This window comes from Enterobacter cloacae complex sp. IR5403 (genome assembly GCF_049238705.1).
In the GTDB taxonomy this organism is placed as follows: Bacteria; Pseudomonadota; Gammaproteobacteria; order Enterobacterales; family Enterobacteriaceae; genus Enterobacter; species Enterobacter hormaechei_C.
In genome coordinates this window covers 173843-189213 of record NZ_JBMKHP010000002.1, presented here as the reverse complement: position 1 = coordinate 189213, position 15371 = coordinate 173843, and the positions used below count along the sequence as shown (strand labels likewise).

Here is a 15371-nt window from a genome sequence, read left to right as displayed (position 1 = left end):
ATGGCAACTTTTTCTTTAGGTAAACATCCGCACGTTGAGCTGTGCGATCTGCTGAAGCTGGAAGGCTGGAGCGAAAGCGGTGCGCAGGCGAAGATCGTCATCGCCGACGGGCAGGTAAAAGTAGACGGCGCGGTGGAAACCCGCAAGCGCTGCAAAATTGTCGCGGGTCAGACCGTGAGCTTTGCAGGACAGAGCGTGACCGTGACGGCGTAAGCTGTCTGATGCCCGGTGGCGCTGCGCTTACCGGGCCTACGTACGGTCTCCGTTTGTAGGCCGGGTAAGGCGAAGCCGCCACCCGGCAATTTCTCTCACAATCCCCTCACACCCATCACGGTTAATTATCGATCAACTTCAAATAATCACTATTCCCTCTGGCGAAATGTGAAAATTAAGTTGCGCGATTTTCAGACTTTCCCCACGATAAGTAGAACGTTCTACTAAAACGTTCTACTTACAATAACAGCGCGAAAAAAGCGCTACTCGGGGGAAATCAGCATGAGCCTGAAATCAGGGTTTGTTAAATCGCTGTCTAAGTTATCGATGATTGGTCGCGCCTTAATGCTGCCAATTTCACTGCTTCCCGCTGCGGGCCTGCTGCTGGCTTTCGGCGATAAGTTCCACCTGCCGCTGATGATGAACGCAGGCGGGGTTATCTTTGATAACCTGCCGATGCTGTTCGCCATCGGCTCTGCCGTCGGTCTGGCTTCGGAATCCGGCATTGCCGCACTCTCTGCGGCGGTCTCCGTGTTTGTCACTAACATCACCATCAGCACCGTGCTGAGCATTACGCCGGAAATGGCCTCTCAGGGCGGGAAATACGCCATGGTCGTCGGCATTCCGACGTTGCAGATGGGCGTCTTTGGCGGCCTGATCTGCGGTATTCTTGCGGCCTGGTGCTACAACCGCTTCCACACCATGCAGCTGCCGGAATTCCTCGGCTTCTTCTCCGGCAAGCGCTTTGTAGCGATTGCGACGGCGTTTCTGTCGTTCCTGCTCGGCCTGCTGCTGCCGTACGTCTGGCAGCATATTCAGTCCGGCATCGACGCCCTGTCCGTGGTGGTGAATGGCGATAACCAGGCGGCCTCGACCTTTATCTTCGGGCTGGTGGAGCGCGCGTTGATCCCGCTCGGCCTGCACCATATCTGGTATCCCTCCTTCTGGTATTCGTTCGGGGATTACACCACCCAGGCGGGCCAGGTGATCCACGGCGACCAGACCATCTGGTTCAAGATGCTGGAAGAAGGAGTGAAATCCTTCAGCAGCGACACCTACCAGAACGCCGGGAAATTCATGCAGGGCGAGTTCCCGCTGATGCTGTTCGCACTGCCCGCGGCGTGTCTGGCGATGTACCACGAAGCGCACACGAAGAATAAGAAAATCGCGGCCGGTATTCTGTTCTCTGCGGCGCTCACCTGCTTCCTGACGGGCATCACCGAGCCGGTGGAGTTCACCTTTATCTTCGTGGCTCCTATTCTCTACGTTTTCAACGCCATCATGGCGGGGCTGGCGTACATGACCATGTACCTGCTGCATGCGCATATCGCCAAATCGTTCTCGGCGGGCTTTATCGACTACCTGTCGTTCGGGATCCTGCCGTCGTTTAACGGCTATCAGACCAACTTCCTGAGCGCCGTTATCATCGGCATTCCGATGGCGTTGATCTACTACTTCACCTTCCGCTTCGTGATCCGCCGTTTCGACGTGAAAACGCCGGGCCGCACCGAAGTGACCGCCAGCGCGAATGACAAGTCCGATTCCGAACTTGCCACCGAAATCATCGGCCTGCTGGGCGGTGCGCAGAACATTGATTCCGTCGGCTCCTGCATCACGCGTCTGCGTCTGGAAGTGGCGAGGAGCGAAGCGGTGGACCGGGACGGGCTGAACGGGCTTGGCGCGCGCGGCGTGGTGTTCGTGGGTGATAACGGAATACAGGTGATTTTCGGGGCCAGAGCACAGTTTATCGCCCAGACCATGTCCACCATGATTGGCAAATAATAAGATGCCTGAAGGAGGCGTCTCCTGTACGCTGGGGAACGCCTCTTATCTGGCTGATAATCGGGAAATTTCAGGGAGCGGTTTTGAAGAAAGTCAGCATTATTGATGTCGCAAAGCATGCGGGCGTGTCGGTTTCTACCGTTTCGCTGGTGCTGCGCCAGAAAGGGAAAATCTCAGAGGCGACGATCGGGAAGGTCAATGCCGCCATCACAACGCTGGGCTATGTTCATAACGTCGCCGCTGCCAACCTTCGCGCCAACACCTCCAACTTAATCGGCCTGATCCTGCGCGACTTCAGCGACAGCTTTTCCATCAAGGTGATGGCGAGCATCGTTCAGGAGCTGGAGAAGCAGGGTTATATGGTTTTTCTCGGTCAGCCGCTGAACGACGGCGAACATCTTGAGCGTACCCTGCTCTCATTTAAGCAGCAGGGCGTGGCGGGCGTCATCTACCTGGCGTCGGACACCCGCGCCGCCTCTCTCCCGGAACACATTCGCCACTGCCCACTGCCGCTTGTGGCGGTTTCGCAGTCATTGCTGGAAGAGAAATGCAACCTGGTGATGCGCGATAACCGCCAGGCGGCGAACCTGGCCGCGCGTTATCTTATCGAGCGCGGGCACCGCAACATCGCCTACATTGGCGGGCGCGACGGGTGCCGTATCCGCGAGCAGCGCCTGCTTGGTTTTCGCAGCGCGATGACGCAGAACGGCCTGGTCTGGCGTGAGGAATATTCTCCCGCCTGCACCGATGACACGCAGGCGGCGGCCATGGCGACTCGTCAGCTGCTGGAGAAGAACAACACGATTACCGCCCTGCTCTGCCATTCACCGGACGCGATGATCGGTTCAATCTCTGGTATTCACCAGGTGGGGCGCACGGTGGGTAAAGACGTGTTTTTAACCCAGCAGGTGGCACTGATTGGTTTTGAAGATATGCTCCACGTTAATCTCACGTCGCCGTCACTGACTTACGTTTCGTCTGCCAGCGAAGAGACCGGCCGCCAGGCGGCAGGGCTGATGATCCGCAGGCTGAAAGAGCCGGATCTGCAAACGCAGCGCATTACCCTCTCCGGGCAGCTTATCGCGCGGGAATCGGCGTAAAATCAGAATTTAGCACAGGTTTGCTGCGGCGGATCTGCTGCTATATTCCCATGATTTGCCATGGATAAATGCAATGCCTACCGTTATCACCCACGCTGCCGTACCTCTGTGTCTGGGCTTAGGACTCGGAACTAAAGTCATCCCACCCCGCCTGCTGTTTGCCGGGATCGTCCTCGCCATGCTGCCCGATGCCGACGTACTGGCGTTTAAATTCGGTGTTGCCTACGGGAATATTTTCGGCCACCGCGGTTTCACTCATTCGCTACTGTTTGCCCTGGTGGTGCCGATACTCTGCGTGCTGGCAGGTCGACGATGGTTCAGGGCCAGCCTGACGCGCTGCTGGCTGTTTTTAACCGTGTCGCTGCTGTCGCACAGCCTGCTGGATTCGATCACCACCGGCGGGAAAGGCGTCGGCTGGCTGTGGCCGTGGTCAGATGAGCGCTTCTTTGCGCCGTGGCAGGTGATCAAGGTCGCGCCGTTTGCGCTGTCGCGCTATACCACGCCGTACGGGCATCAGGTAATCATTTCAGAACTGCTGTGGGTGTGGCTGCCGGGGATGGTGCTGATGGGGTTGCTGTGGTGGCGAAAACGTGCGCGCTGATGCCCTCACCCCGGCCCTCTCCCACGGGGAGAGGGAGAAAACCTAACAATTCCCTCTCCCTGCGGGAGAGGGTTAGGGTGAGGGGAAAATTACTTACGACGCCAGGTGGTTCCCTGCGGGCCATCTTCCAGAATAATGCCCATCTCGGTCAGACGGTTACGCGCTGCATCCGCCGCCGCCCAGTCTTTCGCCTGACGCGCTTCCAGACGCGCTTTAATCAGTGCTTCAATTTCCGCTACTTCGCCGTCGTCCGCCTGCGCGCCGCTTTGCAGGAACACGTCCGGCTCCTGCTCCAGCAGGCCGAGCACGGAAGAGAGCTTACGCAGATGAGACGCTAGCGCATTGGCCGCCGCCATATCTTCTGACTTCAGGCGGTTCACCTCACGCGCCATGTCGAACAGCACGGAGTAGGCTTCCGGGGTGTTGAAGTCGTCGTTCATGACCTCAACAAAGCGGGCTTCGAACGCCTCGCCGCCTGCGGCCGGAACAGACTTGTCGGTGCCGCGCAGTGCGGTATACAGACGCTCCAGCGCAGCGCGCGCCTGCTTCAGGTTCTCTTCGCTGTAGTTCAGCTGGCTGCGATAGTGACCAGACATCAGGAAGTAGCGCACGGTTTCCGCGTCGTAATACTTCAGCACGTCGCGAACGGTGAAGAAGTTACCCAGCGATTTCGACATCTTCTCGCGGTCAACCATCACCATCCCGGAGTGCATCCAGTAGTTCACGTACTCGCCGCCGTGTGCACAGGTGGACTGCGCGATTTCGTTTTCGTGGTGCGGGAACATCAGATCCGAACCGCCGCCGTGGATGTCGAAATGGTTGCCCAGCTGTTTGCAGTTCATCGCGGAACATTCAATGTGCCAGCCCGGACGCCCTTCGCCCCACGGGGATGGCCAGCTCGGTTCGCCCGCTTTGGACATTTTCCACAGCACGAAGTCCATCGGATTACGCTTCACGTCAACCACGTCCACGCGCGCACCGGCCTGGAGCTGGTCCAGATCCTGGCGGGAAAGCGCACCGTAGGTTGGGTCCGTCGGCACCGAGAACATCACGTCGCCGTTGTCCGCCACATAGGCATGACCGCGCTCGATCAGCTTTTGAGTGATATCAATGATTTCATGGATATGGTGGGTCGCACGCGGCTCGCTGTCCGGGCGCAGAATATTTAAGGCATCAAAATCCTTGTGCATTTCGGCGATCATGCGATCCACCAGCGCGACAAAGCTTTCGCCATTTTCATTAGCACGTTTAATGATTTTGTCGTCGATGTCGGTGATGTTGCGCACGTACTTCAGGTTATAGCCCAGGAAGCGCAGGTAGCGAGACACCACGTCAAACGCGACAAAGGTACGGCCATGGCCGATATGACAGAGATCGTAAACCGTAATACCACACACGTACATGCCGACTTCCCCGGCATGGATAGGTTTAAATTCCTCTTTTTGGCGCGTCATTGTATTAAAGATTTTTAACATCGAAGATTCCATGTAAACACGTGTGTGGATTGTTTGTTCCTTATAATACCTATAATTCGGAGTACGGTCAGCACACAATGCAAGGTGATCGTGTCCTGTGGTTATGCTATAACAAGCCCCTATATGTGACCCGAGCACGGGTCGACGCACCACAATAACGGAACAGGATGCAAAAATGGTTACTTTCCACACTAATCATGGCGATATCGTAATCAAAACCTTTGATGACAAAGCGCCTGAAACAGTTAAAAACTTCCTGGACTACTGCCGCGAAGGTTTCTACAACAACACTATTTTCCACCGTGTGATCAACGGCTTTATGATCCAGGGCGGCGGTTTCGAGCCTGGCATGCGCCAGAAAGAAACGAAAGAAGCGATCAAAAACGAAGCGAACAACGGCCTGAAAAACACCCGTGGTACGCTGGCAATGGCCCGTACTCAGGCGCCACACTCTGCGACCGCACAGTTCTTCATCAACGTAGCGGACAACGACTTCCTGAACTTCTCTGGCGAAAGTCTGCAAGGCTGGGGCTACTGCGTATTCGCAGAAGTGGTTGAAGGGATGGACGTGGTCGACAAGATCAAAGCCGTTTCTACTGGCCGCAGCGGTATGCACCAGGACGTTCCTAAAGAAGACGTTGTGATCACAAGCGTGACCGTCAGCGAGTAATTCGTGGCGACACTCTTTATTGCGGATCTGCATCTGCAAACAGAAGAACCGGCGATAACCGCCGGTTTTCTGCGTTTTTTACGCGGTGAAGCGAAAAGCGCCGACGCGCTGTACATTCTGGGCGACCTGTTTGAGGCCTGGATTGGCGACGACGATCCGAACCCGCTGCACCGTGAGATGGCTGCGGCCATTAAAGCACTGGTGGATTCCGGCGTCCCCTGCTATTTCATTCACGGCAACCGTGATTTCCTGATCGGCCAGCGCTACGCCCGCGAGAGCGGTATGACGCTGCTGCCGGAAGAGCAGGTGCTAAACCTCTATGGCCGCAATATTCTGATCATGCACGGCGACACGCTCTGCACTGACGATACCGGCTACCTGGCGTTTCGCGCCAAAGTTCACACCCCGTGGATCCAGAAAGTGTTCCTCGCCCTGCCGCTGTTTATCCGCAACCGCATCGCCGCCAGAATGCGCGCGGGCAGCAAGGCCGCCAACAGCAGCAAATCGATGACCATCATGGACGTCAACCCGCAGGCGGTGGTGAAGGTGATGGAGAAGCATCGCGTTCAGTGGCTGATCCACGGCCATACCCATCGTCCCGATGTGCATTCCCTTATCGCCAACGGCGAGCCCGCCCATCGCGTGGTTTTAGGCGCCTGGCACAGCGAAGGATCGATGGTCAAAGTCACGCCGGAAGGTGTGGAACTGATCGCCTTCCCGTTTTAACGCCCCCCCGTCTTTTCGCTCATTTCCCGACCACGCAACCGTTTTCCTTGCCGGTATTACATGCTATTCTCTGTGCCCTCGAAAGCAGTGTGTTCCGCACCACAGGAGTTTTAAGACGCATGTCTTCCCGCAATAATCCGGCGCGTGTCGCCATCGTGATGGGGTCCAAAAGCGACTGGGCTACCATGCAGTTCGCCGCCGAAATCTTTGAAATCCTGAATGTTCCGCACCACGTCGAAGTGGTTTCCGCGCACCGTACGCCGGATAAACTGTTCAGCTTCGCCGAAAGCGCCGAAGAGAACGGTTACGAGGTGATCATTGCCGGTGCGGGCGGCGCAGCACATCTGCCGGGCATGATTGCCGCCAAAACGCTGGTGCCGGTATTGGGTGTTCCCGTGCAAAGCGCCGCGTTAAGCGGGGTGGATAGCCTTTACTCTATTGTCCAGATGCCGCGCGGTATTCCTGTCGGTACGCTGGCGATTGGTAAAGCGGGTGCGGCAAATGCCGCCCTGCTGGCCGCACAGATCCTGGCGACTCATGATAAAGAGTTACATCAGCGTCTGGCGGAGTGGCGTAAAGCCCAGACCGACGAGGTGCTGGATAACCCGGATCCGCGGGGTGCAGCATGAAGCAGGTTTGCGTTCTTGGTAATGGTCAGCTTGGCCGGATGCTGCGTCAGGCCGGTGAGCCGCTGGGTATTGCCGTCTGGCCCGTCGGGCTGGATGCCGAGCCGGAAGCCGTGCCGTTCCATCAGAGCGTGATCACCGCCGAAATTGAACGCTGGCCGGAAACCGCCCTGACCCGCGAGCTGGCGCGCCATAACGCCTTTGTAAACCGCGACGTCTTCCCGATCATTGCCGACCGTCTCACGCAAAAACAGCTTTTCGACAAGCTCGGCCTCGCGACCGCGCCGTGGCAGCTGCTTTCCGATAAGCACGAGTGGGATGACGTGTTTGCGATGCTGGGAGACCTGGCGATTGTGAAGCGTCGCGTCGGCGGCTACGACGGCCGCGGGCAGTGGCGCCTGCGCGCGAACGACACCGCCGAGCTGCCGGATGACTGCTACGGCGAGTGCATCGTTGAGCAGGGCATTAACTTCAGCGGTGAAGTGTCGCTGGTTGGCGCGCGCGGGCATGACGGGCACACCGTTTTTTACCCGCTAACGCATAACCTGCATCAGGACGGCATTCTGCGCACCAGCGTCGCCTTCCCGCACGCCAATGCTGACCAGCAGACGCAGGCGGAAGAGATGCTGTCTGCCATTATGCATGAGCTGGGCTATGTGGGCGTGATGGCGATGGAGTGTTTCGTCACGCCGTCGGGTCTGCTGATCAACGAACTTGCGCCGCGCGTGCACAACAGCGGCCACTGGACGCAAAACGGCGCCTCCATCAGCCAGTTCGAGCTGCACCTGCGCGCCATCACCGATCTGCCGCTGCCGCAGCCGGTGGTGACCAGCCCGTCGGTGATGATCAACCTGATCGGCACCGATCTGAACTACAACTGGCTGAAGCTGCCGCTGGTGCACCTGCACTGGTACGACAAAGAGGTGCGTCCGGGGCGTAAGGTCGGCCACCTGAACCTGAACGATACCGACACGGACCGCCTGAGCGCCACGCTGGAAGCGATTGTTCCCCTGCTGCCGCCAGAATATGCGAGCGGTATTGTCTGGGCGCAGTCAAAACTGAAGTAAGTATCCCCCGCCGGGGAGTTGACCTTCCCCTTCCCCGGCGTACAATCCCCGCCCATTGCTGCTCAGTTTTCTTCTGGAATCACCATGAACGATGGAACGGACTATCGCGCGATCCTCGCGTCCGATACCCCTTTAATCGACGTTCGCGCGCCGATCGAATTTGCCCAGGGTGCGATGCCCGCCGCACTCAACCTGCCCTTAATGAATGACGACGAGCGTGCCGCCGTCGGCACCTGCTATAAACGCCAGGGTCCGGACGCCGCGCTGGCGCTCGGTCATAGCCTGGTCAACGGCGAAACGCGAGAGGCGCGCATCAACGCCTGGCGGGAAGCCTGCCTGGCCCATCCTGAGGGCTACCTTTGCTGCGCGCGCGGTGGCCAGCGCTCACACATCTCCCAGGCCTGGCTGAAAGAGGCGGGCATCGACTACCCGCTGATCCGCGGCGGCTATAAGGCCCTGCGTCAGACGGCGATTCAGGTGACCATTGAGCAGTCACAAAAGCCGATGGTGCTTATCGGCGGCTGTACCGGTAACGGTAAAACGCTGCTGGTGAAGCAGCATGCGCAGGGCATCGATCTGGAAGGGCTGGCGCACCATCGCGGCTCGTCGTTTGGCCGCACGCTCACCCCGCAGCTTTCTCAGGCGAGCTTCGAGAATCACCTTGCGGCTGAGCTATTGAAAAAAGACGCCGCGCGCTGGGTGCTTGAAGACGAGGGCCGGATGATTGGCTCCAACCACCTGCCGGAGTGTCTGCGCGACCGCATGGCTGAAGCGCCTGTCGTGGTGGTCGAAGATCCGTTTGAGATCCGTCTTGAACGCCTGCGCGAAGAGTATTTCGACCACATGTGGGCCGACTTTTCTGCCGCCTGCGGTGAAGAGGCGGGCTGGAAAGCGTACAGCGAATATCTGCATCACGGCCTGTACGCCATTCGTCGCCGTCTGGGGCTACAGCGTTTTGCGGAATTTACCGCGCTGTTAGATTCCGCGCTGCTGGAACAACAACGCTCTGGAAGCACTGACGCGCACTTCAGCTGGCTTGTGCCGCTGCTGAAGGACTATTACGACCCGATGTACGGCTATCAGCTGGAGAAAAAGGCGGAGAAGATTGTGTATCGCGGGACGTACGAAGAAATTGCCGAGTGGCTTGATCGCTGAAAAATAAAGCCGGGTGGCGGCTACGCCTTACCCGGCCTACGCGTGCTTTTGTAGCCCCGGTAAGCGCAGCGCCACCGGGGAACAAACCACTTAGAAGTCGTAACGCAGACGCACCAGGTTCATGTCGCCCAGGTTGTCGGTGCTGGAGGTGAACACGTGTTCGTAATCCACGCGGAAACCGTAATCCAGCTGGAAGCTGATACCCACGCCGTTGTCGATGCGCTGGTAGTTACGGCCATTCACGTACTCGATACGGTCGCCCATGAAGTACGGCTGGATGGATTTCACCGCATACTGACCAACCGGGAACTTGTAACCCGCAAAGTATTCAATACCCCATGCATCACCGGCGAAGTAGTCGTTAACGGACACTTTTTTGGTGGTCAGGAAGTTCTGATACCAGCCGCCGCCTGCGGAGAAGGTCCAGTTATCCGGCGTCCAGCTCAGGGCGGTACCAAGGATGTTCTGGTCGTAGGATTTGCTGTCGCCGTTGTCCGGGTTACGCATGTCCGCGCGGGTGTAGTTCCACGCTGCGCCCCAGGTCAGATCGGTAGTCAGGTGATAATCGATACCCAGTGAACCGCCGCCTTTACGCTTGTAGCGCAGGCCGTTGCCCGGCAGGTATTCGCTGTCTTCAAACAGGTAAGAGGCGTAGATGTCAGCATCGCCCACGGTTTTCTTGTACTTCAGCATCTGGCGTGAACGGTAAGAGCCGTCATAGTCGCCGTTGATCCCGTTACCTGGCGCCTGACCAATCATGTCGTAGTCCCAGATGTCGGTTTTTGCGCCCACCACGTCATAGTACACGCTGTTCTGCTGGCCGAAGGTCAGCGTACCCCAGGTGTCGCTCTTCAGACCGGTGTAGAGCATACGACGAGAGGTGTCGTGCGCGCCGTCGGCATAGTGATGATCCCAGTTGAACTGCGCCGGAATGTTCACACCCAGCTCGTAGTAGCTGATCCAGCTGATGTCATCGAACAGGTAGTAGTCTGCCGCGAAACGGAAGCGGGTGCCGCCGTCAAAGCCGTTGCGCTTGTAGCTGTTTTTGCCGTCATCACCGGTCATATTCTGGAACTGAGGACGAATACTGCCGCCAACGGTGAAGTTCAGGCGGCTCAGCGGGTTACCCGCCTGCGGATCCTGTTTCAGAAGGGTGATTTCCGCCTGAGATGCGAATGAAGCCAATGCCACTGCTGCGCCGATCGTTGTCGCCAGCGCTGTTTTTCTTATAGTCATTCTTTTTCCTTGATAGACACGCTGCTAAATATTTAGCTGGTGAATATTAACCGGAAAAATTCGGGCTGTGTGGGCGGGTTTTTAATGTTTTGTGCTACTAAATGCATGGTCATTAACGATTTGTGCCGTTAAGCGATGACGCATCAGCAGAAATGCCGGTGCGTCATCATCACATCAGTAAACTAGCTGACAAACTGGCGGAATAGCGCTTTACCTTTCAACAGCCGGGTTCCGAGCCAGCCGCCGCACAGGGACAGCAGCACGGCGCCGCAGACGGGCAGCGTGAGCCACAGCCGCCAGTCGGGCTCCCACGGGAAGTCGAAGACCTTGCTCTGGAGTACCGCCAGCGCGGTTTCCGCCCCGATGGCCGCCACCAGTCCCGCCACCAGACCGAGCAGGGCAAATTCGCTCCACAGCGTGGCGCGCAGCAGCCGTTTACTGGCTCCCAGCGTGCGGTAGACCACCAGCTCCTGATGACGCTGACGCATGCCCACCTGCACCTGCGCCAGCAGCAACAGCACGCCGCAGACGGTCACCAGCACTACCATCACCTCCAGCGCGCGGCTCACCTGCTCCAGCACCTGCCCGACCTGTTTGAGGATCGCGCCGATATCCAGCAGGCTCACGGTCGGAAATTCCCGGTTAAGCTGCGTCAGCATGCCGTTGCCGTTTTCCCAGCGGAAGCTGGTGAGCCAGCTCTGCGGCTGTCCGTCCAGCGCACCCGGCGGGAAGATGAAGAAGAAGTTTGGCCGCAGGCTTTCCCAGTCCACTTTACGCAGGCTGGTGACTTTGGCGGTGAAGTCCTGGGTATCACCGGTGAAGGTCACGCTGTCGCCGAGCTTCACGTTCAGGCGTGTCGCCAGCCCCTCCTCCATCGACACTTCCCCCGCTTTCGGCGGCCAGGTGCCGGCAACGATCGGGTTATGGTCCGGACGTTTCGCCTGCCAGGTCAGGTTGAGTTCGCGATTGAGCGATTCATCCTTATTTCCCTCCGTCGACTGGCCGTTGATCTGCGTCAGGCGGGCGCGCACGATCGGATAGAACGATTCCGGAATAATGTGATGCTCAGACAGGAAACCCTTCAGCGGCGTCACCTGTTCGGGAGCAATGTTGATCAGGAAATAGTTCGGGCTTTCCGGCGGAAGCTGCTGCTGCCAGCGATCCAGCAGATCCCCGCGCAGCACCAGCAGAAGCGCCAGCAGCATAAACGACAGCGAAAATGCCGAGAGCTGGCTGAGGGTAGACCACGGCTGGTGCAGCAGGCGGTTAACCGCTAACCGTATGGGGAGTGATTTAACTGTCAGCTTTCTCAGGACATTAAGCAATATCCAGCCCACTACGCCGCACAGCAGCGCCAGCACCACCGCGCCCGCCAGCACCGCCCACAGCAGCGTGCTGCCGCCCATCAGCCAGGCCAACAGCCCGACCGCCACCGCAATAATCACCGGCAGGTAGAACTTCAGCGGCCAGACGCTGGCCACCACATCGCGGCGCAGCACGCGCAGCGGCTGGGTGGCGAGCAGCAGCCGGTACGGGCGTAGCCCCACCAGCAGGGAGATCGTCGTCATCGCGCCGATTGCCCACAGCCACGGCCAGAAGCTGGCAGGCGGTAATGCCGCGGGCAGTACCGGTTTGAGCAGCACCATCAGCAGCTTTTCAAACAGCAACCCTATCGCCCCGCCGGTCAGAGCCGACAGCGCCACCACCATCAGCCACTGGCCGACAATCAGCTTGCGCAGCTGCGCGCGGCCCGCGCCGAGGGTTTTGAGGATCGCCACCAGATCGTAACGGCTGCGGCAGTAGTGCCCCATCGCCACGGCAACCGCCGCAATGGCAAGCAGCAGGGTTAACAGCGCCGACAGCAGCAGGAACTGCTGGGAACGTTCGAGGGATTTGCCGAGCGCCCCGTCATCCTGCTCCAGCCCGTACCAGCGGTGTTCCGGCTTGAGCTGCGGCAGGAGCCATTTTTCGTACGCCTCCAGCTGCGCAGGCGTCCCGCCAAACTTATACCGCCAGGTGACACGGCTTCCCGGCTGGACGGCGTGGGTTTTCGCCACATCCGCGGTGTTCATCAGCAGGCGCGGCGCAAGCTGGAACGGATTAAATCCGGAGTCGGGCTCCTGCACCACTTCCCCGGCAATTTTGAGTGTCGCGTCGCCGACGTCGATACTGTCGCCGGGTTTCAGGTTAAGAAGCGCCATCAGTCGCGATGCCAGCAGGACCGTACCGGCCACCGGTTTTAGCCCCGGCGGGCTGGTTTGTAAGTCACCGTACATGGGGTAGATGTCATCCACGGCTTTTACGCTGGCAAGCTGCGGCGTGTCGCCCGCAAAGGTCATGGTCTGAAAGGTGATCTGCTCCCCTACCTTCAGCCCCTCTTTGCGCGCTTCCTCAATCCAGCCCGGCGGCACGGGGCGAGAACTTTGCAGAGCCCGGTCCCCGGCCATAAATTCCCGACTCTGCTGGCTAAGCCCTTTCTCCATACGATCGCTGACGCTGCCGAGCGCCAGCACGCAGGCCACCGCCAGGCTCAACGCCAGCCAGACAATCAGCAGCGAGGGCGAGCGCCACTCGCGCCAGAACCAGCGGGCAATCATGCTTCCTCCTGAAGAATACCGTTCACCAGCCGCAGGCGGCGGTCGCAGCGGGCGGCCAGCTGCGGGTCGTGGGTAACCAGAATCAGCGTGGTGCCGTGCTCGCGGTTGAGGGAAAACAGCAGATCGGCAATTTTGTCCCCGGTTTTACGGTCGAGATTGCCCGTTGGCTCATCGGCAAACAGCACTTCCGGGCGCCCGTTAAACGCCCGGGCCAGCGCCACGCGCTGCTGCTCACCGCCGGAAAGCTGTGTCGGAAGATGGTCGAGACGTTTGCCCAGCCCCAGCTGTTCCAGCAACGCCTTCGCGTGATCGCGGCTTTCACGGGTATTTTCACCGCGCAGCAGGCCGGGCAGCTCAACGTTTTCCAGCGCGTTCAGCGTCGGGATCAGCATGAATGACTGAAAGACAAACCCGATATGCCGGGCACGCAGCGCGGCGCGGGCCTCTTCATCAAGCGCGTGGAGGGGCTGGCCGACCAGGTTCACTTCCCCACTGCTGCCATCGTCCAGACCAGCGAGAATGGCCAGCAGCGTGGACTTACCGGAACCGGATTCACCAATCAGGGCGATGGTTTCGGCACGTTTGACAACGAGTTCAACTCCGGTGAGGATGGAAAGCTCGTGTTCTCCCTGACCGACGGACTTCTTAAGACGATGAACTTCAACAATGTTTTCCGCTGGCATTTGCCCTTCCTGTTTTTGATACTGATGACCTTCCGCGCGGCGGCTGCGGACACGTTATTGATTCTGGGCGACAGCCTGAGCGCGGGCTATCGTATGGCCGCCAGTGCGGCCTGGCCCGCCCTGCTCAATGATAAATGGCAGTCCCGGGCGTCTGTCGTGAACGGCAGCATCAGCGGCGATACGTCGCAGCAAGGCTTATCGCGCCTGCCTGCCCTGCTTAAGCAGCATCAACCGCGTTGGGTGCTTGTCGAACTGGGCGGTAATGATGGTTTGCGCGGCTTCCAGCCTCAGCAAACGGAGCAAACGCTGCGGACCATTTTGCAGACCATTAAGGCCGCCAATGCCCAGCCGCTGCTGATGCAAATTCGCCTGCCCGCTAACTACGGCCGTCGGTATAATGAGGCGTTTAGCGCGATCTATCCTAAGCTTGCCAAAGAGTTTGATATTCCGCTGCTGCCATTTTTCATGGAAGAGGTCTATCTGAAACCCCAGTGGATGCAGGATGATGGCATTCACCCCAATCGCGATGCCCAGCCGTTCATTGCCGACTGGATGGCAACCCGGCTGGCTCCTTTAGTAAAACATGACTCGTCAAACAGCTGAGAACCTGACAGGTAAAGTTATGCAAAAATCGGTCTTAATAACAGGATGTTCCAGCGGAATTGGCCTTGAAAGCGCCCTTGAACTGAAACGTCAGGGGTTTTGGGTGCTGGCAGCCTGCCGCAAATCCGAGGATGTCGAACGCATGCGAGGGCTGGGATTTACCGGCATTCTGCTGGATCTCGATTCGCCAGAGAGCGTGGAGCAGGCCGCCGATGAGGTTATCGCCCTGACCAACAACCGTCTTTACGGTCTGTTCAACAATGCGGGCTATGGCGTGTACGGCCCGCTACAGACTCTCTCACGGGAACAGCTGGAGCAGCAGTTCTCCGCAAACTTTTTCGGGGCGCATCAGCTTACCATGCGCCTTCTCCCGGCCATGCTGCCGCACGGCGAAGGGCGCATCGTGATGACCTCCTCAGTTATGGGCCTGATCTCCACGCCGGGCCGCGGGGCTTACGCCGCCAGTAAATATGCGCTTGAAGCCTGGTCCGATGCGTTGCGCATGGAGCTGCGCCACAGCGGTATTAAGGTCAGCCTGATTGAACCGGGCCCGATCCGCACCCGCTTTACGGAAAACGTTAACCAGACGCAGGCGGACAAACCGGTCGAAAATCCCGGTATCGCGGCGCGTTTTACGCTTGGGCCAGAAGCCGTCGTTGCCAAAGTGCGCCACGCGTTTGAGAGCGATACCCCTAAAATGCGCTATCCGGTCACGCTGGTGACCCATGCCGTCGGCTGGTTGAAACGCCTGCTGCCGGGGCGGATGATGGACAAAATTTTGCAGGGTTGAGTTGAAGCGACCACGCTTACCCCCATGTAAAGAGTAAACCGATAAAA

At 58.6% G+C, this 15371-nt stretch carries 15 protein-coding genes; 11 read left to right on the top strand and 4 right to left on the bottom strand.

The window, feature by feature from the left end; translation table 11 throughout:
• From ybcJ to ACOTW6_RS03865, 4 genes are all read left to right on the top strand, one after another.
• A complete protein-coding gene (ybcJ, locus tag ACOTW6_RS03880; RefSeq protein WP_017694378.1) occupies positions 1 to 213 on the top strand; it encodes a ribosome-associated protein YbcJ in 213 nt (70 codons plus the stop codon).
• Between the two features lie 282 nt (positions 214 to 495).
• Entirely contained in the window at positions 496 to 1995 is a 1500-nt protein-coding gene (locus tag ACOTW6_RS03875; RefSeq protein WP_421766232.1) for a PTS transporter subunit EIIC, read from the top strand.
• Positions 1996 to 2078: 83 nt separating this feature from the next.
• The gene (gene malI / locus ACOTW6_RS03870; RefSeq protein ID WP_023296051.1) at positions 2079 to 3095 is read left to right on the top strand and encodes a Mal regulon transcriptional regulator MalI; all 1017 of its coding nucleotides are present in this window, start codon (positions 2079 to 2081) and stop codon (positions 3093 to 3095) included.
• 73 nt (positions 3096 to 3168) lie between these two features.
• Entirely contained in the window at positions 3169 to 3696 is a 528-nt protein-coding gene (locus ACOTW6_RS03865; RefSeq protein WP_160177112.1) for a metal-dependent hydrolase, read from the top strand.
• Between the two features lie 89 nt (positions 3697 to 3785).
• Here ACOTW6_RS03865 and cysS read toward each other — a convergent pair whose 3' ends face one another.
• Entirely contained in the window at positions 3786 to 5171 is a 1386-nt protein-coding gene (cysS, locus tag ACOTW6_RS03860) for a cysteine--tRNA ligase (RefSeq protein WP_022650518.1), read from the bottom strand.
• Positions 5172 to 5346: 175 nt separating this feature from the next.
• Here cysS and ppiB point away from each other — a divergent pair, with 175 nt between their 5' ends.
• The 5 genes from ppiB to mnmH all read left to right on the top strand — a co-directional run bounded on the left by ppiB (position 5347) and on the right by mnmH (position 9415).
• The gene (gene ppiB / locus ACOTW6_RS03855; RefSeq protein ID WP_000256009.1) at positions 5347 to 5841 is read left to right on the top strand and encodes a peptidylprolyl isomerase B; all 495 of its coding nucleotides are present in this window, start codon (positions 5347 to 5349) and stop codon (positions 5839 to 5841) included.
• Between the two features lie 3 nt (positions 5842 to 5844).
• Positions 5845 to 6567 (top strand): UDP-2,3-diacylglucosamine diphosphatase, encoded by a 723-nt coding sequence (lpxH, locus tag ACOTW6_RS03850; RefSeq protein ID WP_023303214.1) that lies wholly within the window; start codon positions 5845 to 5847, stop codon positions 6565 to 6567.
• A 119-nt stretch (positions 6568 to 6686) separates the two neighbouring features.
• Entirely contained in the window at positions 6687 to 7196 is a 510-nt protein-coding gene (purE, locus tag ACOTW6_RS03845; RefSeq protein WP_003858921.1) for a 5-(carboxyamino)imidazole ribonucleotide mutase, read from the top strand.
• The gene (gene purK / locus ACOTW6_RS03840) at positions 7193 to 8260 is read left to right on the top strand and encodes a 5-(carboxyamino)imidazole ribonucleotide synthase (protein WP_062932269.1); all 1068 of its coding nucleotides are present in this window, start codon (positions 7193 to 7195) and stop codon (positions 8258 to 8260) included. The genes purE and purK overlap by 4 nt, the downstream gene beginning before the upstream one ends.
• Before the next feature lie 84 nt (positions 8261 to 8344).
• A complete protein-coding gene (gene mnmH / locus ACOTW6_RS03835) occupies positions 8345 to 9415 on the top strand; it encodes a tRNA 2-selenouridine(34) synthase MnmH (protein ID WP_062932270.1) in 1071 nt (356 codons plus the stop codon).
• A 90-nt stretch (positions 9416 to 9505) separates the two neighbouring features.
• Here the strand turns inward: mnmH and ACOTW6_RS03830 are convergent, their stop codons facing one another.
• From ACOTW6_RS03830 to ybbA, 3 genes are all read right to left on the bottom strand, one after another.
• Positions 9506 to 10651: a porin gene (locus ACOTW6_RS03830; protein WP_017383228.1), complete on the bottom strand. Its 1146-nt coding sequence runs from the start codon at positions 10649 to 10651 to the stop codon at positions 9506 to 9508.
• 182 nt (positions 10652 to 10833) lie between these two features.
• A complete protein-coding gene (ybbP, locus tag ACOTW6_RS03825; protein ID WP_062932271.1) occupies positions 10834 to 13248 on the bottom strand; it encodes a putative ABC transporter permease subunit YbbP in 2415 nt (804 codons plus the stop codon).
• Positions 13245 to 13931, bottom strand: a complete 687-nt coding sequence (gene ybbA, locus ACOTW6_RS03820; RefSeq protein ID WP_062932272.1) for a putative ABC transporter ATP-binding protein YbbA — start codon at positions 13929 to 13931, stop codon at positions 13245 to 13247. The genes ybbP and ybbA overlap by 4 nt, the downstream gene beginning before the upstream one ends.
• Here ybbA and tesA point away from each other — a divergent pair.
• Together tesA and ACOTW6_RS03810 are read left to right on the top strand one after the other, a co-directional pair.
• On the top strand, positions 13902 to 14534 hold the full coding sequence (gene tesA / locus ACOTW6_RS03815; RefSeq protein ID WP_062932312.1) for a multifunctional acyl-CoA thioesterase I/protease I/lysophospholipase L1: 633 nt from the start codon (positions 13902 to 13904) through the stop codon (positions 14532 to 14534). The genes ybbA and tesA overlap by 30 nt on opposite strands.
• Positions 14515 to 15324, top strand: a complete 810-nt coding sequence (locus tag ACOTW6_RS03810; protein WP_116329812.1) for an SDR family oxidoreductase — start codon at positions 14515 to 14517, stop codon at positions 15322 to 15324. The genes tesA and ACOTW6_RS03810 overlap by 20 nt, the downstream gene beginning before the upstream one ends.
• Positions 15325 to 15371 lie beyond the last annotated feature (47 nt).